Source organism: Sphingobacterium sp. UBA5639 (assembly GCF_002421245.1).
Lineage (GTDB): Bacteria > Bacteroidota > Bacteroidia > Sphingobacteriales > Sphingobacteriaceae > Sphingobacterium > Sphingobacterium multivorum.
Genome location: NZ_DIJR01000001.1, coordinates 146,621 through 167,585 on the forward strand (window position 1 = coordinate 146,621; position 20,965 = coordinate 167,585).

20 protein-coding genes are annotated in these 20,965 nt (G+C 37.9%); 9 read left to right on the top strand and 11 right to left on the bottom strand.

Annotated elements, in window-relative coordinates; all coding sequences use genetic code 11:
• Positions 1-58: 58 nt before the first annotated feature.
• Together B4Z90_RS00680 and B4Z90_RS00685 are read right to left on the bottom strand one after the other, a co-directional pair.
• Complete coding sequence (locus B4Z90_RS00680) at positions 59-421, bottom strand: VOC family protein (protein ID WP_236560256.1); 363 nt, start codon at positions 419-421, stop codon at positions 59-61.
• A 5-nt stretch (positions 422-426) separates the two neighbouring features.
• Positions 427-630, bottom strand: a complete 204-nt coding sequence (locus B4Z90_RS00685; protein ID WP_046675125.1) for a hypothetical protein — start codon at positions 628-630, stop codon at positions 427-429.
• A 192-nt stretch (positions 631-822) separates the two neighbouring features.
• Between B4Z90_RS00685 and B4Z90_RS00690 the strand changes: the two genes are divergently transcribed.
• On the top strand, positions 823-2,841 hold the full coding sequence (locus B4Z90_RS00690) for a recombinase (RefSeq protein ID WP_115050169.1): 2,019 nt from the start codon (positions 823-825) through the stop codon (positions 2,839-2,841).
• 92 nt (positions 2,842-2,933) lie between these two features.
• Here B4Z90_RS00690 and B4Z90_RS00695 read toward each other — a convergent pair whose 3' ends face one another.
• Positions 2,934-3,200, bottom strand: coding sequence for a hypothetical protein (locus tag B4Z90_RS00695; RefSeq protein ID WP_139145015.1), 267 nt, complete (start codon positions 3,198-3,200; stop codon positions 2,934-2,936).
• A gap of 61 nt (positions 3,201-3,261) precedes the next feature.
• Complete coding sequence (locus tag B4Z90_RS00700) at positions 3,262-4,170, bottom strand: diacylglycerol/lipid kinase family protein (protein ID WP_070566842.1); 909 nt, start codon at positions 4,168-4,170, stop codon at positions 3,262-3,264.
• 51 nt (positions 4,171-4,221) lie between these two features.
• Between B4Z90_RS00700 and surE the strand changes: the two genes are divergently transcribed.
• Complete coding sequence (gene surE / locus B4Z90_RS00705) at positions 4,222-4,956, top strand: 5'/3'-nucleotidase SurE (RefSeq protein ID WP_070566840.1); 735 nt, start codon at positions 4,222-4,224, stop codon at positions 4,954-4,956.
• 70 nt (positions 4,957-5,026) lie between these two features.
• On the opposite strand, the gene B4Z90_RS00710 is transcribed toward surE, so the two are convergent.
• The gene (locus B4Z90_RS00710) at positions 5,027-6,223 is read right to left on the bottom strand and encodes a GAF domain-containing sensor histidine kinase (RefSeq protein WP_115050171.1); all 1,197 of its coding nucleotides are present in this window, start codon (positions 6,221-6,223) and stop codon (positions 5,027-5,029) included.
• Positions 6,224-6,261: 38 nt separating this feature from the next.
• Positions 6,262-6,441, bottom strand: a complete 180-nt coding sequence (locus B4Z90_RS25090; protein WP_115050173.1) for a lmo0937 family membrane protein — start codon at positions 6,439-6,441, stop codon at positions 6,262-6,264.
• A gap of 238 nt (positions 6,442-6,679) precedes the next feature.
• Here B4Z90_RS25090 and B4Z90_RS00715 point away from each other — a divergent pair, with 238 nt between their 5' ends.
• Entirely contained in the window at positions 6,680-7,021 is a 342-nt protein-coding gene (locus B4Z90_RS00715; protein WP_112375886.1) for a DUF4377 domain-containing protein, read from the top strand.
• A 210-nt stretch (positions 7,022-7,231) separates the two neighbouring features.
• Here B4Z90_RS00715 and B4Z90_RS00720 read toward each other — a convergent pair whose 3' ends face one another.
• Positions 7,232-7,870: an isochorismatase family protein gene (locus B4Z90_RS00720; protein WP_115050175.1), complete on the bottom strand. Its 639-nt coding sequence runs from the start codon at positions 7,868-7,870 to the stop codon at positions 7,232-7,234.
• A gap of 526 nt (positions 7,871-8,396) precedes the next feature.
• On the opposite strand from B4Z90_RS00720, the gene B4Z90_RS00725 reads away from it, so the two are divergent.
• Entirely contained in the window at positions 8,397-10,631 is a 2,235-nt protein-coding gene (locus B4Z90_RS00725) for a TonB-dependent receptor (protein WP_159333210.1), read from the top strand.
• 259 nt (positions 10,632-10,890) lie between these two features.
• On the opposite strand, the gene B4Z90_RS00730 is transcribed toward B4Z90_RS00725, so the two are convergent.
• From B4Z90_RS00730 to B4Z90_RS00745, 4 genes are all read right to left on the bottom strand, one after another.
• Positions 10,891-11,703, bottom strand: a complete 813-nt coding sequence (locus B4Z90_RS00730) for a helix-turn-helix domain-containing protein (RefSeq protein WP_115050179.1) — start codon at positions 11,701-11,703, stop codon at positions 10,891-10,893.
• Between the two features lie 92 nt (positions 11,704-11,795).
• Positions 11,796-12,815: an SDR family NAD(P)-dependent oxidoreductase gene (locus B4Z90_RS00735; RefSeq protein WP_115050181.1), complete on the bottom strand. Its 1,020-nt coding sequence runs from the start codon at positions 12,813-12,815 to the stop codon at positions 11,796-11,798.
• 178 nt (positions 12,816-12,993) lie between these two features.
• Positions 12,994-13,500, bottom strand: coding sequence for an STM3941 family protein (locus B4Z90_RS00740; RefSeq protein ID WP_115050183.1), 507 nt, complete (start codon positions 13,498-13,500; stop codon positions 12,994-12,996).
• 201 nt (positions 13,501-13,701) lie between these two features.
• The gene (locus tag B4Z90_RS00745) at positions 13,702-16,164 is read right to left on the bottom strand and encodes an outer membrane beta-barrel protein (RefSeq protein ID WP_115050185.1); all 2,463 of its coding nucleotides are present in this window, start codon (positions 16,162-16,164) and stop codon (positions 13,702-13,704) included.
• A gap of 275 nt (positions 16,165-16,439) precedes the next feature.
• Between B4Z90_RS00745 and B4Z90_RS00750 the strand changes: the two genes are divergently transcribed.
• The 5 genes from B4Z90_RS00750 (at position 16,440) to B4Z90_RS00770 (ending at position 20,677) form a co-directional block, all read left to right on the top strand.
• The gene (locus tag B4Z90_RS00750; RefSeq protein ID WP_070566814.1) at positions 16,440-17,081 is read left to right on the top strand and encodes a MarR family winged helix-turn-helix transcriptional regulator; all 642 of its coding nucleotides are present in this window, start codon (positions 16,440-16,442) and stop codon (positions 17,079-17,081) included.
• A gap of 110 nt (positions 17,082-17,191) precedes the next feature.
• Entirely contained in the window at positions 17,192-18,670 is a 1,479-nt protein-coding gene (locus B4Z90_RS00755; protein ID WP_115050187.1) for a phytoene desaturase family protein, read from the top strand.
• A gap of 4 nt (positions 18,671-18,674) precedes the next feature.
• Positions 18,675-19,511 carry a phytoene/squalene synthase family protein gene (locus B4Z90_RS00760; RefSeq protein WP_046675142.1) on the top strand — a complete coding sequence of 279 codons (837 nt, stop codon included), beginning with the start codon at positions 18,675-18,677 and terminating at the stop codon, positions 19,509-19,511.
• Positions 19,512-19,520: 9 nt separating this feature from the next.
• Positions 19,521-19,979 (top strand): sterol desaturase family protein, encoded by a 459-nt coding sequence (locus tag B4Z90_RS00765; RefSeq protein WP_115050190.1) that lies wholly within the window; start codon positions 19,521-19,523, stop codon positions 19,977-19,979.
• Positions 19,976-20,677: a lycopene cyclase domain-containing protein gene (locus B4Z90_RS00770; protein ID WP_115050192.1), complete on the top strand. Its 702-nt coding sequence runs from the start codon at positions 19,976-19,978 to the stop codon at positions 20,675-20,677. Before B4Z90_RS00765 ends, B4Z90_RS00770 begins: the two co-directional genes overlap by 4 nt.
• The last annotated feature ends 288 nt before the right edge of the window (positions 20,678-20,965 follow it).

The following is a 20,965-nucleotide window of genomic DNA, read 5'->3' on the forward strand; positions in this document are numbered from 1 at the left end:
AGCAAGATACGATATATTACACTAAACTACACATTGCTTCAGCGGGTACCTCCGAACTTTACACTTTATTTGATTTGGAATAATCTGTTATTCCAAGTTTGTTTCCGGATGGATCGTTAAATTCAACTGCTAAACCTGTCATGATCTCAAATGGCTCGCTTAAAAATACGATCCCTTTTTCCTTAAGCCGTTCATATGTTGTTTTGACATCGGCAACGGTAAACCAAATCGTCGGTTTATTATGTTGTACTGTACTAAGAATGATTGCAGGTTCATTGTCACCTATCTTGAAAGCCGTCATTCCCTTATCCGAAAAATCGAATTTAGTTTCTAGGCCAAGTAGATTTCCATAAAATTCCTTTGCCTTCTCGAGATTTTCTACGGGTAGAAAGAAATTGTCGTAATCCAATATTAAGCTCATTTTGTTCAGGATTTAATTTGCGATAGGTCAATACCAAATGCCGTCAATTGAGATGCTCCAAATTCAGTGATATAGAAATTTTTATCACTAGGATCTGCTTTTGCTAACCAGCCTTTTACAATCAGAGCCTCTAGTAAAAGTTGGCCGAGTTTTCCGCCGATATGTTCGTAACATAATTTTGCAGGCTTCATTTTATTGTTATTTTTCATTTTCGTCTCTTATATCAAGTTAATCGTTGATTTATAATTTCTTACCTGTAAAAGTATAAAACTTCAAGTGGAAGCTAAATGACCAAAATCATTGATTCAAGTGGCTATTTGACACAATTCAGCGAGCGAATCTTTGCGAGTAGGAAAACAAAATGTATGCAAATTTGGTATCTAGAGTAGGGATTTTTTTTTATGAGAAAAGAACAGGATAAAGAGCAGCAGGTAAGAAGTTTGTTTGGACGATTTAAAGGTGAATTAAGGGATCCTGCTTATATAAACGTTGATTTTTTGGTTTTACTCGTGGACATCATCCGGCCAAAGCATGTTCATGTACTTTATCAGGTTGATATTCAATTTTTACTGGATTATCTCAATGCCGCACCGAAGGAGTTGGAAGGCTTTCAGCTTTATCTCAAAAGAATCTTGGCTGAAAAAGATTTTGATCAATTGATTTCTGATACTGGTATAATTAGTTATGCAGATTTTTTTTATGAACTAAAAAAAAGAATCACCGAGCGGTATTTGCCTTTTCAACCACCAAAGTCTACTTTACAATATCTGTTAAATCAGGTTTTTTATAGACCTGGGGATGCGGACTGGGTTGCCGCGATTCCGCAACATCAGTTCGATGAGCTGTTTCGTGTATCTCAATTTGAAACGATTTACGATGACAAAACGGGTTTTGGAATGACCGAAATATTGTATGGCTTGGAACTGTTGGTTCAACGTATTACCGGGCGTGCAATGGAAACAGACGTAAACAAGATGGTACCCGAGTTTCAAAATTTTGATAGCCCATTTATTGCTATTATGCGGGAGTTTACCGAATTGAATGATCGTATTTTACAATCAGAATATAAGTTTATTTCCTCGGATGATCTTTCTTATAAACAAATCTTGGTACTTCATAAGCAATGCGAATCGTATATTGAAACGGCTTTCGATAATTCACATCGTTTTGGAATTTCCATCAAAGTGAATCAATCGCTCTTACGTATGCGGCAACAACTGGAAAGGATCCGAGAAATCTTGTCGTTTTTAGTCATCGATCATGCAGATGAAAAGAGGCAAAAGACGATTGCGCTGGGCACTACACTTATTGGTTATAATTCCCGGAAAAGCAATATTCGCAAATTGGTTGGACAGAGTACACAGCTCTTGGCCTACGAAATTACGCATCATACTGCGCAGACCGGTGAGCATTATATTACCTCAAGTAAACAGGAATATTGGAAAATGTTCCGTTCAGCCTGTGGAGGAGGCCTCATTGTCGGCGTTATGTGCATCGTTAAATTATTGTTAGGTAAGATACACAGCAGTGAATTTGGTCATGCATTTCTTTACAGCATGAATTATGCGATTGGCTTTACGTTTATTTATCTTCTTGGTGCAACTTTGGCAACCAAACAGCCTGCGATGACAGCTTCTGCATTGGTGAACGCTATTGAGCAAGGGATTTCCGAACAGGGGGACAGCAAACATCGTTATTGGAAATTTGCTGAATTGTTTGCCCGATTATTTCGGTCTCAGTTTATTGCCTTTATTGGTAATGTTGTGATGGCTTTTCCGATGAGCCTTTTTCTTGTCGGGGTAATTCAACAATTGTTTCAGGTCAATATTGCGAGCGCCAAGTGGTTACATCTGGTCAATGATCTTAATCCAATAAAAACACCGCTGATCTTGCATGCGTCTATCGCCGGTATTTTTCTATTTCTTTCCGGGATTATTGCCGGCAGTATTTCAAACCGAGACAAACACAACTCTGTGTACTACCGCATTCAAGAACATCCCCTATTGAAAAAAATATTCGGCCAGGCAAAAACAAACAAACTAGCTTCGTTTTATGAAAAAAAATGGGCTGGTATCGTATCCAATATTTGGTTTGGGATCTTTATGGGAACGACAGCTTCCGTTGGACTTTTTTTAGGTTTAAATCTAGATATAAGGCACATTACATTCGCCAGTGGGAATCTGGCATTGGGACTATTTGGTCATGGGATGGAGCTATCTACTGATATATGGATTTGGGGCATTTTAGGGATTGGTATCATAGGATTCTTTAATTTTATGGTCAGCTTTTCCCTTTCCTTACTGTTAGCGTTTCGCTCGAGGAACCTTCCATCAAAAGAATTGATTAAAATGGGAAAGGCGGTTTGGATCTATTTCAAAATAAATCCAAAACTATTTTTCTTTCCACCACAAAAAAATTAAAAATGGGAAGCTTCTTCCAGTGTTAGCTGAGCAATCTTGCTATTTTAAGGTCGGCGCAACACCTATACAGCTAGCAGAAGATGTGGCCCTATCTAGACATTGATATCACCCGAAAGATCAGGTTTATCTTCATCATCTTTTTCTTTCTGCTCGGCTTGCGCTTCCTCCCTGTCATGGGTACGATCATCTTTAATACCCGATTGATTGGTATTGGGATCTCTATCTTCTTTGGAAGTGCCCTCTTGTTGAGCTTCGGATAAGTCTGGGCTTGGCTCCCGTGGATCTGGGTTTGGAATGGCTGCGATGATAAGAACAAGCATGCCAACATGCGTTTCTTTGGTGTTTTTAGATCTGTTCATTTTAACGAGTTTTTTAAAAAAGAACATTTTTTGATCCATTATCGTTGGTTCAAATCATATTTTATTTATTGCCAGTGACAATTTCAACTATACCTTCGAGCGAGGTAAGCTTCAATTGTTGGCCGAAGTAACTCTTGTGCTCATCATCGATGTGTATTTCGTTGCCTTCCCATTCCATCGCCAATCGACTAGCCCGGATAGGTTTTATTTTAAATTCGACGTTGGTTCCATTCAATAGTCCATCGATATAGCTAATAAGTTCCTGGCGTTGATCGACAGTGACAATGATGATATCAAATTGTCCATCTCCAGGGTCAGCGTCAGCAGCAAGAACTAGCCGCGGTCCCATACTTGATATATTCATGATCTCAACAAGTATGCAATCTTTTTCATAATTATTTCCAGCCACTGTGAGTCTTAGTGTGGTAGCTCGGAATGTTTCTACCAGTTTGCGAAGCTGCCTTAGTGCGGTTTTGATTTCATCTTCTGCGCTCAGCTCTTCTGTATTTTTTTTATCCATTTTCTTCATCAGTAAAGGAAATACACCAAAGCCAATGGATTCAATAAAATACAACGGCTTTCTTTCTAGCCCCATAACCATTCCTACATCGAATTTTTTAAGTTGGCAATTTTTCCAGAGATCGATAGCTTTTTCAATGTTCAAAGGAATACCAAGAGAAATAGCAATATTGTTTGCAGTGCCTTGTGGGAGTATGGCGATTGGCCTTTTAAATCGTAGTTTTTTTTCCAATAGCGCCATAATTACCATTCTTATAGTCCCATCACCGCCAGCAAGGGCAATGATGTCTGTCTGCGGGTCGATTTTTTTGACAGCATCTTTTTTGGTTACTACAATGCAATTGTGGCCAAGATCTTCAATCAATTGGCATAGTTCATCTTTGTCTCCGTTTGAGTCATCCCCAGCAGCAGGATTATGTACTAACCTTATGTTTTTGCCATGTTCTTTCATAAAAGCTGAACAAAGCCTGCTTGAGATTGGTTTTCATAGAAAAGGACAGTTATGAATATACTTATTACCAATGATGATGGCATTTATTCACCGGGGATTGCGGCACTGGCAAATGCAGCAAAGGAGTTTGGGACGGTAAAGATTGTTGCGCCCGATGTGGAGCAATCTTCTATGGGACATGCTATTACGCATTCCCGGCCCTTAAGCTACCGACGTGCACCGATAACTTTTGAGGATATTGAAGCGTTTAGGGTAAATGGCACTCCAGCAGACTGTGTGGCGTTGGGTCTACATATGTTTCCCGATACGCAGGTTGTACTTTCGGGTATTAACATGGGACCAAATTTAGGCAATTCCATGTGGCATTCCGGAACTTTGGCTGCGGCAAAGCAGGCGACACTGCTCGGTATTACCGGTATAGCATTGAGCACACCCGTAGGAAAGACCGAGCCGGATTTTGAAGGATTGTATCCGTGGACAACCGATGTGCTGAAGATTTTACTGAAAAATAAAGGCCCTGCTCTCTATAATGTGAATTTTCCAGCCAACCCGGAGGGGCTTTCCTGGACAAGACAATCAGTACGTTTATATGATGGCCGTGTGGTGCCCGGAGAGGATCCTATGGGAAGGAAAAACTATTGGATCACAGTGGTGCCATTAGAACCTGCTGAAAAAGGTACTGATCGCTGGGCAGTAGAACACAATTTGGTTTCTATTACGCCTTTACGTCTTGATCTTACTGCACATGATGAACTTGCAGCAAGGGAGACAGGCGAACATAAATAATAGGTAGTAATAAAAGAAAATACGATGGTAACAGCCGAAAATTTAATACGAAATCTTGGTTTATACTTTACTATTGAACAACTGTAGTTGAATCTATTGGGATCATCAGGTTAAAAGTTATTTTATTGTCCTTTAAATTTACGGCTATTTTTCCCTTATGAATTTTTACTATTTCACTCACAATAAACAATCCTAATCCGAGCCCATTACTATTGACTCCTTTTACAAAAGGTTTAAATAGATCTTTAAGATCCGAATATTGAGGATAGGAGACCTCATTTGTAACACTAAAAATGAAATTTTCTTTTTGAATGAATGCATTTATTTCGATATTTTGAAAAGGATTACCATGTTTTATCGCATTTCCAATTAAATTAGTGAATGCACGCCCCATTTTCTGATGATCACAAGGTACATCAACTGGAAGGTTGATGTTGGCAATTAGTGCTCTGTTATGTAATACTTCAAATTCAGATAAAATTTGCTTGATCAATGCATCCATGCGATAATGATCATTAATTCTAATTAGCTTGTCTTGAAGACGGATACTACTGAAATCTAAAATATCATCTATCACTCCTTTGACGCGTGATGAAGCCTCTTGTATTTTCTTTATTAAGTTTTTTTGGCTTTCATCTTTAATGTTTTCGCCAAGATATTGTGATATCACTTTTACGATGCTGACGGGATTATTTAAGTCGTGAGCCAAGGACGATAAAACAAGTTCTCTGTTTTTGGAATAATTAAGTTCCTGCTCCAATTTTTTCCTCGTATTTCTACGTTCAATAATGGTTTTGAAATCTATTGCAATCAAATCACTGCAAACAGGTAGCAGCGTCTCTAATTTAATTGGGTCGAAGTGTACTGGTTCAGCGTTCATGAAACTCAAGTGCCCAACAATAGAATTATTTTTGTTAATAATTGGGTAAGAGATATAGCTTTTTAAACCGAATTCGTGAAGAACTTGTGTCCATTCGTCGACAGAACACTGCTCGGTATCATCAATGTAAATAGGGGAGAAACCTTTCCTTATTTCCTGATATATTTTAACGTAGTGTTCACTATTTTTATTGACGATCTTCTGAGAATGATAATCGTAAACACACCAATTTCCCCATTTCCGGCCATCTTTCTTGCGTATCATGCCATATCTCATTTTCGTGTGGCCACATAAAGCCTCCAAAATTCTTTGACAGGAGTCGAAGTCGCTCTTCTGGTTATGCATATCGTACCATTGATTTTGATTTAATTGGCTTGGGATCGTCATCTTTATTGCCGGTCGATTGGTTTATTAATAGCTTTGATTTACTGTTGAGGTTGATTCACCTTAGAGTTGTTAAAACCCTTAATTGCACGAAATATAAACACTATCATCGCAAAAAATAAAAGTATATGAATAAAATCTTCAGTTATGAATCCGCCTAAAAAAGTGACCGCCCACATGATCACCATACCGATACCTGCCAAATATAATAGATCTTCCATATTAAATACGATTGTTTATTGAAGAACAATATTATCAGCGAATCGTTTCGTAATTTTATAACGCGATAGGAAAAACTACTAAAAAGAAGCTGTGTTAAGTGAACTCAAACGCTTTAAGAAGAATCATCAGGTTTGAAGATATTGAATATTGTTGTTATAAGCAATACTGATGCGCGTAAAATAGGTATAGTAAAGAATATATATAATGGTTATATTAGTTATTATTAAAATTTCTTTTATGAAACGTATAAACCAATTACTCAAGGGGCTTCTTGCCGTCTTCATTTTATTCTTTTTTATCCAGTGTAGCAAAAATTCTGCTGAAAGCAATGAGAAAATAATGATTGTGGGACCGCAGTTGGTTGATTGCGAAGGTGTAAGCCCAATGAAGTGCATGCAGGTCAAGGCGAAAGAATCAGATAACTGGGAATATTTTTATGGAAATATCCAGGGATTTAACTACGAATCAGGATATGAATATGTGATCAAAGTAAAGGTCGAAGAGGTCAGAAATCCTCCTGCTGATGGTTCATCTCAGCAATATACACTGATAACTCAAGTGTCAAAAACAAAAAAGTAATTTGATTATATACTAAGAAAGTCCCTTTTTGAGAAATTGGGACTTTTTTATTTTCTTATCCAGACTGCCAAACGGAAAAGACCTTTATTCCTTTAGGAAAAGGGTAAAAGTGATGAAAACGGATGATACGCTTTTTTTAAACGGAAGGTAATCTACGGAATAAGCTTATGTAAAAGCGATCCCGCAGATGGTTAAACAAAATAAAAATACTTATTTGCTTTCTAGTGCGACTTCCTGTGCTTTATAATAGCTTTCTATTAAAGCTTGATAATTAGGCATCACCAAGGAAAGTGCATGTGCATATTTCGCAGCGTCCGTATTTTTCCAACTTTTTAATATTTCGCTAATTACAGCTGTGGTCGTAATGGGAATAACGCCTGCCAACTGTAATCGAGAAATTGTTACTTGTGTTGATAATGGACTCATATCGCCTGAAGCATCAATGACCGGAAAAACTTCATAACCTTCCGAAATTGCTGAAATTGCAGGAAACGCCACACAAACACTTGTTAATACACCTGCAATAACCAATTTTTTCTTACCAATAGCTTTAACAGCTTCAACAAATGCAGGAGCATCCCATGCATTTACTTCACCAGTACGTCCGACATATTGTGCATGTGGGGCATTTTCGTGGATTTCTGTCATCAATGGACCATTCGGACCCTTTGGTTCTGAAGCAGTTGTAATAACAGGAATGTTTTCAATAGCGGCGACCTGTGAAAGAGCGACTACATTACTTCTCAATGTAGGTACTTCAATATCTTTTACTGTCTGGAATAGACCACTTTGATGATCGATCAATAAAAACGCTACATCGTCCGCGTTGATTCTTGTTGTAAGTGCCATGACTTTAAGATTTAAAATGTTAATACTAATTTTTTATAATGTCAATGGTTCCGGTATTCATGAAATCTGACCTAGAGGAACCTGTTTTCTTTTGTTTGATAAAGTTAGGGACTGTTGAAGCAGCAAAAAATGGAGTACAACAAGCATAAAACATAATGTACATTAAGATTTATTGCTGCTATTATCATTCTGCATCCTAATGGAATAATCGATGGAGTTATTCGATCGCTTATTATTCTAAATTTTTAGCTTTAAGTATTTCCCAACTTTACTATATTTGCCGCTAATAATAATTAGTCTAAATAGTAATTATGTCTTTTTGCAGAGCAGTATTTCCAGGATAGCAAGGTTTGGAAATAGAAAGACATCAATATGCAGACAGGGCAAATGATTTTTTTAACACCTTAAATACGTGAAAAAAACAACAAGATCTTGGTTTATTACCCAGAAGACAATATTGGCTAGTAGTCTATTGGTTTTAAGTTTTTCTATAATTCCAGCAATAAGTTTTTCCATGGAAAAACCGATGACTCTTAAGAAAAATGGTCATGGTCAAGAACCAGGGATAATTAAGGGCAAAGTGAAAAATTCAGTGGGGAAAGGTTTGTCCAATGTGTATATCAATATTGACGGGATAAATAGTACCAAGACTGATAATGAGGGGAATTTTATTTTTTCAAAGATTCCTAAAGGAATTCACTCCATGACCGTAAAGCATATTGGTTTTCAAGAAATCAGATCGCAGATCGCACTGGAAGGGGAAATTCTGGAGCTTCCGGACTTTGTCATGGAACAAACAAGTAATCATTTGAATGAAGTTGTCGTGACGGCGAGCAGATTGGCTGAAAGCATAGACGAAGTACCATCTTCAATTACCTATATCGGAGGTAAGACCTTAGAAGATCAGCGTCTGATAAATGACAACTTACCCAATATCCTAATGCAGAAAGTGCCAAGTATCTCTCCAAGTGAGGAAAGCCAAAACAACTTCATCGCTAAAATACGTGGTCGGAATTTTTTGGTACTTATCGATGGGATTCCTCAATCTACTCCTTTAAGAAATGGCGGAAGAGATATGAAGACGATTGACGCTAGCGCAATTGACCATATCGAAGTCATCAACGGTGCCTCTGCAATGTATGGAAATGGTGCCGCCGGTGGTATTATTAATTACATTACAAAGAAGCCAAAGATAGACAAGAGTTTTCATTCGTCAACCTCTTTAAATAATTCCCTAAGCTTGGTCAAACCAAGTGAAACATATGGGTATAATTTGGCACAAGTATTTTCGGGATCGCAAAACAAGTTTGATTATGTCGTGCAAGGAAAGATTGCGCGAACCGGCGTGGTCCGCAGCTCTGATGGTACCATTGTAAGTCCATTCTATGGTCTGGGAGAGACAAAAAGTTATAATACCTTGGCGAAGATCGGTTATCAGATTAACGATAATCATCGCATTGAATTGATGGGTAACTATTATAGAAGTGTTCAGGATAGTAAATACGTCGGCACTAAGGGGGAGTTTGGAAGTAAACCCGCTATTGGGATCCCTTCAGATACAGTGATTAATGGCGGAACACCTTACAATAAAGCTTTTCATGTAAAGTATGATGGCAACTTTGGTCGGACTTCAGCAAATATGAGTCTGTATTATGAAGATATGAACACGGTATTTGAAACCTACAACCAAACCTATTCAGATCATAAGGGAGCTAGACTAAATTTCAGTACGCCCTTTGATCTATCCAACAACAATAAAGTAACCTTAATTTATGGAGTAGATCTTTTAAAAGATCACACGGTTCAAAAAACGTTGAGCGATGGATTAGTGACACCCGATATGAACATGAAAAGTGGGGCTTTATATCTTCAAAGTAAATTTAATCTCGCCGATTACTGGATAGTGAAAGGTGGTGTGCGGTACGAAAACTTGGATTTTAAGGTAGGGGATCTGACAAAAGCAGGGAAAGTCACTCCGGGAGACAAGAGCAATTCAAATGCATTTGTATTCAATTTGGCAGGAAGGTATAATAAATTGAAATACCTACAGCCCTTTGCTTCATTTTCGCAAGGATATTCTATCGGCGATGTGGGGCTTGTATTGCGAAATGGAGTACCTTTGAGTCAAATCGATCCGAAGCCAGTAGTTGTCAATAACGTTGAGTTGGGTCTAAACGGGACCTATTCTATGTTGAGCTACCAATTGACAGGGTATTATAGCTCCTCCAAAAAAGGCAGTACGTTCGCAGAAACGTCAACACCTGGTAATTATGAATTGATTCAAGTGCCGCAACGTATTTACGGTTTGGAGTTTGTTGTCGATATTACTCCTGTTGACTGGTTCAAGTTTGGTACTATACTCGGGTACATGGATGGTAGGCAAGATTTGAAAAATGAGGGAAAGTATAAGGATAAATTGGACAACTCCATTATTTCGCCTTTTAAAATAAATATTAATGCCGATTTCAAATTGACAGATCGGTGGAACGTCTATCTCCAATATTTACATTTGGGTAAACGCGATGTTTTTCGACCTTCTGAATATAATTATGGCAAATACCCGATTTCGGGCTATGGGCTGATGGATTTCCAAACGCGCTATAAATTAAAGAATCTAGCTTTCATTTTTTCAGTTAATAATATCCTAAATAATGATTACTTCCCGCTGCACGCGGAGGTGAGAGGAGCCACCAATGAAGGCCGTTATTATGTAAAAGGAAGCGGGACAATAGCAAATTTAGGTATTCAATTGGATCTGTAATTATTTATCGTAATTTCTATATTGCAACTGGAATAAAATTCATAAAATAGAATTGATTCGAAGGTATTATAAGCTGCTCCCATTAGACGTATAAGAGTTGGATTCATCTGTGCTAGCTGATATATATGAGTTTTCAGTCTGCACGATGATAGGTGGCCTTTGAGATAAGCTTGCGCTCGCTATGATTTGTATTCAACGTTTTCAAATGCTTAATATGTATCCGGAATGAAATTCGCTATTAGACCTATTCAACATTTTTTCAAAGTCCCGATGCTCGCAGATCGGTAGGCGTGTAACCAAAATGCTTTTTAAACGCATAGGAGAAATGTGAAAGATTTTCGAATCCTACCGCGTAACAAACTTCGATTGGTTTCATTCTTTTTTCAACAAATTGATAGTGTGCTAGCTCCAATCGTTTTTTTGTTAACCATCGCTGCGGTGTGAGGTTGAAAATCTTGCTAAAATCCCTTTTGAAGGTGGTTAAACTTCGTCCTGTCAGATAACCGAATTTTTCCAGCGATAAATTGAACATAAAGTTCTTTTCCATATAGCCTGCCAGGTCAATTTTGCCGGGTTCTTCAAAGTTAGCCAAAATAGGATCTATTTCTTTATCTATCGCCCGGAGGATACTGATTGCTTCCGTGATTTTCAGGGAGGCAATGTTCTCGGGCAGTTTCTGTAGTTCAAAATCAGGAATCAATGAGGAAAGACAGCTTTCCAGTAAAGGATGATTGTTAAAGCTGTATATCTTTTCCGATTTTCGAGCAGAAGGCTCTATGGTCAGATTTGCATAGAAATTTTTTAGCTTCTCACTCGTTAAGTGCATCACGACCGTTTTGTGAGGCTGTCCATCTTTTGGGTAGTTGATAATTGTTGCTAACTGATTTCTTGGAATTAGAAAAATATCACCTTTTTTAAACACGTAAGTAGCATCGGCTTGTACAATTTTTGTTTCACCGGAAATAAACCAGATTAACATATGGCACTCGAAACTGATATCCGATTTGAAAAACTTATCCTCATAACAGGATAGCTTAATATCATCTGTTATATATTTTGCTTTATACTCCATGATTCGAATTTTCTGTTCGGCTTTAAAGGCATTGTGATGACATAAATATAAAAAATTAATAGCTAAATCTTTTATCGTAAGCCGTTTGGATATTAGTCTATATTGAACTTTACTCCGATCATTTCTTCACTAAGGTGCCAAAGGCGTTTTGCTGAATCTTTATCCAATGAATATTGTTGGACACCGTTCTGATGCAGTTTTGTATGGGTTGGGATTAAAGGATCTGTTGGTAGCAACTCTGCGATATCGTTATCTTCCAGATATACACCGCCTATTTCATCTAATAACGGACTGGTCGCTGCAAAAACCGTAGTCGCAGCACCTTGTGGAATGGTCTTCAATGCAGCCATCATCGCTGGGTGTATATTTCCATTTTCATCTAAAAATCCTAACTTCCTCCATTGTTCCGGGTCTGCATCCCGCCCCAATTCTGTACCTCCGATCGAGCCGGGATGTAAAGAATACGCCCTTATATTAAAATCTTTGGCTCGGTTATCTAGCTCTAAAGTGAAAAGATTGCTTGCCGTTTTTGATTGACCATAAGCCTGAAGAGTTTCATATTCGCGATTTTCAAAATTTGGATCTTCAAAATTGAAGGAAGAATTATGGTGTCCAAGAGAAGATACATTGACAACTCGTGCAGCACCCGCCTGTTTTAATGCGGGCCACAGTCTAGCTGTAAGATGAAATTGCCCTAAATAATTTGTCGCTAGTTGCGATTCAATTCCACGTTGGTCACGCTGCAAAGGGACCCACATAATACCGGCATTGTTGATTAGTAAATGAAGTGGTCTGCCTGATAAAATGAATTTTCTAGCAAATCTGTCAATAGAAGCTGGTTCAATCATATCCACTTCTTCGATTTCGATATTTACTATACCTGCTAAATTTACTTTTGCTTTTTCAACGTTTCTTGCAAGAACGATAACAGTTGCACCGGCAGAAGCGAGCGTTTTGGTAGTTTCAAGTCCGATTCCCGTATTACCTCCCGTTACAATTGCGATTTTATTGCTTAGATCAATTCCTTTAATGACGTCCTCTGAAGTAGATTTTGCTGTGAAGCCAGAACCGATTGGTTTCTGTAATGCTCCTTGATAATTGTTTGCTTTCATTTTAAAAATTTGATTTTGTTAAGACAAAGGTAGGAGGGATTTTGACGCATTGTTTTGTTTAGACGTCCTAACTTACTTTGTTTAAAAGATCAATGAAAAATATAAGGCGAACAACTCATTCAATTGACTTGTACAGGTTTTGAACGATGTTGGGGAATCAATCTTTTTCTTTTTACTGTTAATGATACCGCTGATAATACTCTTCTATCAATTTTTTGAGCTCATTGAAGTCAAGCGACAACTGATCGACCGAAATGGCTATTCCATTTTCGAGCACATGTTGTTGTACTTGTGGAGCGAACTGCTGGATATAATTTTCGGGATTGTGTAGCTTCAAAAAAACAAAATGGACACCATGGGCTATCCCTGTTGAGACGGATTGAATCGCAGTCCATTTTACAGTCCCAACCTTTATTCCTACTGGTGTACCGTTATATCGAATACCATCTGCGTTTAATAGGAGGCCGGTTCGATCTTTATTAAATAGGGCCTTTATACCACCAATCAGACAATAACACCCTAAGCCTCCTAAGGTCAACATCAGTGCCCCAGGGAAAATTCTTATTTTTTCGGCGACAAAGAAGATATAGTAGGCAAATGCCAAAGCCGCTATCGTCATCAGCAAACCAAACAGCGCTAATTTCAGGCGCTTTTTATTATCAAATTCTATGATAGTCTCATTCATAATTCACTTTTTCTTCTATGTATTTATAGGACTAAATTAGAATAACTTTCCTCAAATTTTCAAGGGAATTCCAATTCGTGGTGAATCGTTTTAAATTCGCGGTATTTTAATGTCTATCTGTATTTAAACTATTTTCTAAACTCAATTATATCCAGCGCTATGCCTCCACGAATCATCTTTGATGATCAAAGTATTGATGGGTTAATCTATCCTCGAATCCTTTTCGAGCTTTTTGGTCTGTTTTGCTGAAAAGGTTTTTCCAAAATTGTAGCTGAAACTCAATTTTGCATAGCGCGACTTCAATTTATTCACTGTTTCAATGCTAATCACATTGCCTAAACTGGAAATAGGTGCTTTTTGTAAGTTGAAAATATCCTCAATCGTGAGGGATATATTTAACTTGTCCTGAAGCACTTTTTGCTGTAAACCCGTCGTGATATATCCCGTTGCGCCATATTGCATTTGAAAACTATTTCTTTTCGATGCATAAAAGCCGAGTATTTGAACAGTAGTCTTTGGCAGAATATAGATAAAAGTATTGATCGCCCCACTAAAGTTGACAATCCCTGGTAACAAAATATCTTCTGTATTGTTCGATCTGAAAGTTGGGCGTTGTGCTGATAAATATGTACTGACATTCACGCTGCTTCCAAACTTGTTTTGCGACATGACATAACCTCCGATTTGGTTTAGATTATAATCATTATAATAGTTAAACTCTGGACTTCCAACCTCCTCATTATATCTGGAGATATATGTAAACATATTCTTCGAAGAGTTTCCATATAAAGAAAAGATCAGTGAGTGGTTGCTATTCCACTTATGTGAATATTGCAGATCTAGCCTATTCGCAAAATATGGCTTCAAATGTGTGTTACCGTTGGTGAAATGGATAGGATTATTGTTCACCGCAAATGGATTGAGCATACTATACCCGGGACGTTCGATTCTTCTGTTCCCTGATAAAGCAATGCTGTTTTTAAGGTCTTTGAAATCATAACGTATATTAAAGTTGGGAAATAAATTAAGATAGTTGTTTTTAATTTGTTCGTCAGTTAAAACGGCTCGTAATTTATAGTCGAATGATTCTAATCGCAAGCCTAAATCGAAGGAGAAGTGTTTCAATTTGCCATTCAGAGAAGAATAGGCTGCAAGTATATTTTCGTTATATTGAACCTTATTTTCACTATTTAATTCACCTGCATCGATAATTCCATCTGTGGCTAGATTCTTAAAGAAGCTTTCTGTATTTGCACGGGCATATTTTGCACCGAATTTTAGATCAATACCCTTTCCAATGTTTGTTTTGTAATCTGTATTGAATGTCCAGATTTCATATGGTCTGGAAGTAATAAAATTTCTGCTATCATTTTCTGAGGAATTAATTTCCGTGTTAGAAAAATCATATGCCTTTCTCCAGAATGAAGTGTTATTCTCATTCGAGTATTTCGCGTAATTCATACCGATCGAAAGCTTGCTTTTCGTTTTAAAATCTTTATCATAAATGAAGTCGGCGATATGAAAATTATTGTCCAAAAACATGAAGTCCTGCTGTTTAAGCTGCCTTTGAAATTGATCTTCCCGATTATAGATCGTAGCGTCTCTTTCATTAGGAAATTTGCCATAAAAGCTGGCGTACCAATAATTAAAAGAGAGTGTGCTCGTCGAATCAATATTATAAAGTGTATTGGTTTTCATGGAATGTGTTCTTTGGGATCTTTGGCTGGCCTGTTCTTGTCTATAGAGATAACTAGAATCGGGTAAGTAATAGTTTTTTATTAGATCGTTTCGTTTATGTAGGTTTTCACTATATGAAAAATTATAGCCCACTGAAATTTCAAACTTACTTTTTTTAAGATTTAAATTGAGCGATTGGTCCGTCCCCCAAAGGGTGGAAACACTTGTACTTGCCGACCCAAAGAAGCCCAAATTGGAATTTTTCTTAAGTCTGATATCGAGCACACCTCCATCTCCGGCGGAATCATATGCCGCACCCGGACTTGTAAGCACGTTAACGGACGAGACCTCATTGCTCGGTAGAGATTTCAGGTAGTTCAATAAATCTTGACCACCCAAATTGACTTTCCGACCATTGATCAATACAGTAGCTCCTTTTCCAAGCAATTGTAATTTGCCTTCCATTTCATCAACTGTTAATCCCGGAACCTGCTTGAGCAGTTCTGCTATATTTGTACTATTGCCTAGTATATTGTTTTCCGCATTAAATCTATACCCACCGGTAATAAGTTCTAGGGGAGGTTTTCTGGAAGAAACTGCAACCTCCTCAAGCTTATTGTCAATCTTATGAAGCTTTATAGTACCCATATCTATATTGCTCCCGTTGGGTATTACAATTCTTTTTATCTGAAACTGAAAGCCCATATGATTGATTTTTAGGTAAAATGAACGCTGACTATGGGTCAATTGGAAGTCCCCACTTTCATTTGTCACCACTGTTCTGACAGGATTGCTGCCACTTTGATGATCCAGTAAGGATATGGAAACTAAATGAACAGGTTCGTTAGTAATAGAATCAACTACTTTGCCCGTAACAGTAAAGGTTGAATCGATGAATGAAATGATCGTCGTGTTAGACGAAGCATGAGATATAGCGAAAAACAACAGGTATGGGAGAACTAGGGCAATTTTTTTTAACTCTTTCATGTATTTAAGGTTCTTCTGCAAAGCTTGATGACAATTGTTTGCAGTTAGTGACTATAGGTTAGTCGAGCTCACGGAAAAAATGTTGCACGTGTAATAATAAAAACGAACATAACTTTAGAACCTTGGTCTTGTTATAGTTAAAGCAAGTCTCTATCCTCGATGGGTTACAGTTTGCCACTATTAAGGCTATGATGTTGGTTTATTTTTATTCTAAAAAATATTATTTTTAAAATAATTAAAACAAATATGGTATATTTATGTTCTAAATAAAGTGTATGAAATATCAGCTTTTAAAAGAAATCATTGGATTAGTTGAAGAGTTTGAACAGGAAAACGTAGACGGAATCTATAGCACTGACGCAAATGGATTTAAACGTTGGATAGTAACAAAGGCAACCGATGTTCTCGAAGAACCCAATTGGGACGGTAAGGAAAATGGGCGTAGTCCGGAAAGTGTCATCAGCACGTTAATAGTGCATATGAATAGGTTCGCAAAAAGTTATTCAAAGGCTGCTATTTGGGAATCTGATTTTTCCACACAAGAGGAGTTTATCTATCTTATTACACTACGGTCCTTTGGTGAGATGACAAAAATGGAATTGATCAGAAGGAATATTCATGAAAAACCAGCCGGCATGGCCATTATAAACCGTTTGATCAAACAAGGTTGGATACGTCAACACGATTCAAAACTGGACCGCCGCAGTAAGTTGCTGTACATCACGGAAAATGGCTTGTCGGCATTGGACCGGCAAATGGGAAAAATACGTCATGCGACGCAGATTGTTTCAGGCGATTTGACCTACCACGAAAAAATAACATTGATAAGTTTATTGGATAAACTGAGCAAATTTCATCAATTAATCTATGATAGAAATATTGCACCGGAAAAATTGCTGGAGCAAGTGAAGTTATAATCCACATCGGGATGCGATAGAAATGACAAAAATCAATAGGATGTGTACATTACTAGTTGCGGTGCCAATAAGTATTGGGAATTGCCCAAGTAGTTTAGCTAAAAAAACAAATGAAAAAGAAGGTAGCCGTTATTGGCGCAGGTTTTTCGGGTCTTTCAGCGGCAGCCTATCTTGCTAAAGCAGGGTACGATGTGCATGTTTTTGAGAAACATACGCAGCCCGGTGGAAGGGCGAGACAATTCAGTACGAAAGAAGGATTTAAATTTGATATGGGACCGAGCTGGTACTGGATGCCCGATATCATTGAGTCCTTTTTTTCGGATTTTGGATGCAGCACAGCTGATTTTTTTGAGCTTGTATCGCTCAATCCTCAATTTGAAATGATATTTGACTCCGGACAAGTTCGTGTTCCGGAATCCTATCAGCAATTAAAACTATTATTTGAACAGATCGAACCTGGGGCTGGTACGCAGTTAGATCGATTTATGGAAGCTGCAAAATTTAAGTATGAAGTGGGGATGCGGGATTTCGTCAATAAACCCTGTCACAATTGGGGCGAATTTCTCTCTCCAAAGATTGCACTTAGCGCTTTTAAGCTAGATTTGCTTTCCAATTTCCGATCCTATGTTGCCAAATATTTTAAGGACCAACGATTGCGGACATTAATGGAATTTCCGGTCATATTTCTGGGCGCCTCACCCAAGGATATTCCGGCATTATATAGCCTGATGAACTACGGCGGTTACGCACTTGGCACTCATTATCCGAAAGGAGGTTTTTTTCAATTAGTACTGGCGATGCAGCAAGTAGCGGAGAGGCAAGGTGTCACTTTTCATTTCGATCATAATGTTGATACATTAAAAATTGAAAAGAATAAGATCACTTCATTAGGTGTTAATGGCGTAGATTACGCATTTGATCTTGTGGTTGCATCCGCTGATTATCATCATATCGAAACACTACTTACCAAGGATTTGAGAAACTATGATGAAGATTATTGGAAGAGTAGGACCTTTGCCCCTTCGAGTTTGATATATTATCTGGGGATGAAATCGTCCATTCCAAATCTAACACACCATACACTGTTCTTTGAGCATCCGTTGGACGATCATATTGACTGTATATATGGTGAAAAAAAATGGCCCCAAAATCCACTGTTCTATGTATGTTGTCCATCCAAAACGGATCCTCATGTGGCTCCCCCAGGCAGTGAGAACCTCTTCTTGTTGATGCCGTTGGCGACAGCTATCTCAGACGATGATGAAACACGTGAAAAATACCTAATTAAGATGTTAGAGCGTTTGGAAAAGCATACTGGTACAAAAAACCTATACGAGCAGATTACATACAAGAGAAGTTACTGCGTAAGCGACTTTATCAGCGATTACAATGCTTACGCTGGAAATGCTTATGGGCTAGCAAATACATTAAAACAGACAGCGGTATGGAAACCCAAGATTAGAAATAAGAAAGTCCATAATCTTTTTTATTCAGGTCAGCTGACAGTTCCTGGTCCCGGAGTACCTCCATCCATCTTATCGGGGAAAATTGTTGCCAAAGAAGCCATTGATTTATATCGTAAAACATAAGACCATGAAAAAGCTATTTGATGAACTCGCTTATGAAGTAAGCAAAAAAACAACTGAAAAGTATAGTACAAGTTTCTCGCTTGGTATATTGGCCCTCAAGCCAAGCATTAGGGCTAGTATTTATGCAATCTATGGCTACGTAAGGTTGGCTGATGAAATAGTCGATAGTTTTCATGGTTATGATAAGCAGCGACTTTTGGCGCGGTTGTACCTCGAGACTAACTGTGCTTTAGAGGAAGGTATCTCATTAAATCCGATATTACAGTCTTTTCAGGAGACGGTGCATAAGTATGCTATCGACATCGAGCTGATCCGACAATTTCTGCATAGCATGGAAATGGATCTGAATAAGGTCGACTATAATTCCGAACGTTATAAAGAATATATTTATGGTTCGGCTGAAGTGGTGGGGCTGATGTGTTTACAGGTTTTTACAGAAGGTAATAGAGAGCGCTATGAGGAGTTAAAACCTTACGCCATGAAACTGGGTTCTGCATTTCAAAAAATAAACTTCTTGCGTGACCTCAAGGACGATTATCAGGTGCTTGGACGTACCTATTTTCCAAACCTGGATATGGCGGTGTTTGACAATGCACTCAAAAGCCAGATTGAGGATGAGATACACAGCGAATTTAAGGAAGCGCTTTTGGGAATCAAAAAATTGCCTGCATCGGCAAAATTTGGCGTTTATCTGGCTTATAAATATTATCTTTCATTATTTGCGAAGATTCGGAAAAAATCCTCCAAAGAAATTCTGGAAAGTAGGATTAGAATACCTAATGCACAAAAAGCCTATGTTGCTTTTAAAAGTTATCTACGTTACAAAGCTGCTTACTTATAAAATAGAGTTATGAATTTTATTACAGTATTGGTCACTTTTATTGCTATGGAGGGCGCCACCTGGCTTATCCATAAATACATTATGCACGGCTTTCTCTGGATATTACATCGCGATCACCATGATCACAGCAATGCGGGGTTTCTGGAAAAGAATGATTACTTTTTTATCATTTTTGCCCTTCCCACGATCGCGTTGATGTATTTTGGGTCTTTAAAGGGGTACAATTATCTGTTTTATATTGGATTGGGAATTATGCTCTACGGTATGGCATATTTCTTTGTGCATGATATATTTATCCATCAACGTTTCAAATGGTTGAGTAAAACGAATAACCGTTACTTTTTGGCGCTTCGTCGCGCCCATAAACAACATCATAAACATTTAGGCAAAGAGGAGGGCGAGTGTTTTGGCTTTTTATATGTTCCAATGAAATACTTTAAAATGTATACTAACAATGAAAAAATATGATGCAATATACTTATTCGCTTATCTTATTTTTTACGGTCATAATCTGTTTTGTCGCATCCTTCGACAAGCGGCTTCGATTCGATCGTGAGTTCATCCCATTTTTAAGGGCATCAGCGCTTGTTGCTGTATTTTTTATAGCTTGGGATGTCTGGTTTACCAGTAAGGGAGTGTGGTGGTTTGACACAAGATATACCTTGGGACTGGCCATAGCAGGACTACCATTGGAAGAATGGCTATTCTTTATCTTCATCCCTTTTTCATGTATTTTTACCTATTTCTGCATCGATAAATTTTTTAGATTACAATCGCTATCGGCCTTCAATAATATTGTTGTCTTTGTAAGTTTCATTATATGTGCTGTTGTTGCCCTTCGATATGCTGACAGAATCTATACCGTAGTTACCGCTGCTGTGACTATGTTGACATTGGTGCTTTTTCACTTTGTATTTCGGATACAATGGATTACGCAGGCCTCTTTAGTCTTCACTTTGCTGATGCTGGGCTTTTTACCTGTCAACGGTATACTTACCGGAACAGGATTGGAGTCCCCTATTGTCAATTACAATCCAATGGAATTTATGGGGATCAGGGTACTTACGATTCCGGTTGAAGATGCAGTGTACGGATACACTCAGTTTTTGTGGGTTCTTTACTTTTTCAAAAAGTTTCAAAGTATGCCCCTAAAATCCAATCTATAAAGTGGATGCATTTGGACAGCTCAAATAAGCTCAGAAATCCGCTGCTTGATTTTTTGGAAGAGTCTGTCTCAAAAAGGCAGTCTCTTTTTTTTCATTATCTAAGGTTTATTATTTGTTTTAACTGTTTGATTTTCATATATTTATAGTGTGAACAAAAAGGATATATGCCATCTCAAAGACCTACTTTTAAGCCTTACTATCAGGACCAGATCATGGCCATTCCTCCAACTTTGGACGAACTGGTGTCCAAAGGTCATCCGGTACGAATCGTTAACGATGTAATCAACC

Coding starts and splice junctions, on each gene's coding strand:
- B4Z90_RS00680 (WP_236560256.1), bottom strand. CDS start 421: ATGAGCTTAATATTGGATTACGACAATTTCTTTCTACCCGTAGAAAAT.
- B4Z90_RS00685 (WP_046675125.1), bottom strand. CDS start 630: ATGAAAAATAACAATAAAATGAAGCCTGCAAAATTATGTTACGAACAT.
- B4Z90_RS00690 (WP_115050169.1), top strand. CDS start 823: ATGAGAAAAGAACAGGATAAAGAGCAGCAGGTAAGAAGTTTGTTTGGA.
- B4Z90_RS00695 (WP_139145015.1), bottom strand. CDS start 3,200: ATGAACAGATCTAAAAACACCAAAGAAACGCATGTTGGCATGCTTGTT.
- B4Z90_RS00700 (WP_070566842.1), bottom strand. CDS start 4,170: ATGAAAGAACATGGCAAAAACATAAGGTTAGTACATAATCCTGCTGCT.
- surE (WP_070566840.1), top strand. CDS start 4,222: ATGAATATACTTATTACCAATGATGATGGCATTTATTCACCGGGGATT.
- B4Z90_RS00710 (WP_115050171.1), bottom strand. CDS start 6,223: ATGACGATCCCAAGCCAATTAAATCAAAATCAATGGTACGATATGCAT.
- B4Z90_RS25090 (WP_115050173.1), bottom strand. CDS start 6,441: ATGGAAGATCTATTATATTTGGCAGGTATCGGTATGGTGATCATGTGG.
- B4Z90_RS00715 (WP_112375886.1), top strand. CDS start 6,680: ATGAAACGTATAAACCAATTACTCAAGGGGCTTCTTGCCGTCTTCATT.
- B4Z90_RS00720 (WP_115050175.1), bottom strand. CDS start 7,870: ATGGCACTTACAACAAGAATCAACGCGGACGATGTAGCGTTTTTATTG.
- B4Z90_RS00725 (WP_159333210.1), top strand. CDS start 8,397: ATGACTCTTAAGAAAAATGGTCATGGTCAAGAACCAGGGATAATTAAG.
- B4Z90_RS00730 (WP_115050179.1), bottom strand. CDS start 11,703: ATGGAGTATAAAGCAAAATATATAACAGATGATATTAAGCTATCCTGT.
- B4Z90_RS00735 (WP_115050181.1), bottom strand. CDS start 12,815: ATGAAAGCAAACAATTATCAAGGAGCATTACAGAAACCAATCGGTTCT.
- B4Z90_RS00740 (WP_115050183.1), bottom strand. CDS start 13,500: ATGAATGAGACTATCATAGAATTTGATAATAAAAAGCGCCTGAAATTA.
- B4Z90_RS00745 (WP_115050185.1), bottom strand. CDS start 16,164: ATGAAAGAGTTAAAAAAAATTGCCCTAGTTCTCCCATACCTGTTGTTT.
- B4Z90_RS00750 (WP_070566814.1), top strand. CDS start 16,440: ATGAAATATCAGCTTTTAAAAGAAATCATTGGATTAGTTGAAGAGTTT.
- B4Z90_RS00755 (WP_115050187.1), top strand. CDS start 17,192: ATGAAAAAGAAGGTAGCCGTTATTGGCGCAGGTTTTTCGGGTCTTTCA.
- B4Z90_RS00760 (WP_046675142.1), top strand. CDS start 18,675: ATGAAAAAGCTATTTGATGAACTCGCTTATGAAGTAAGCAAAAAAACA.
- B4Z90_RS00765 (WP_115050190.1), top strand. CDS start 19,521: ATGAATTTTATTACAGTATTGGTCACTTTTATTGCTATGGAGGGCGCC.
- B4Z90_RS00770 (WP_115050192.1), top strand. CDS start 19,976: ATGATGCAATATACTTATTCGCTTATCTTATTTTTTACGGTCATAATC.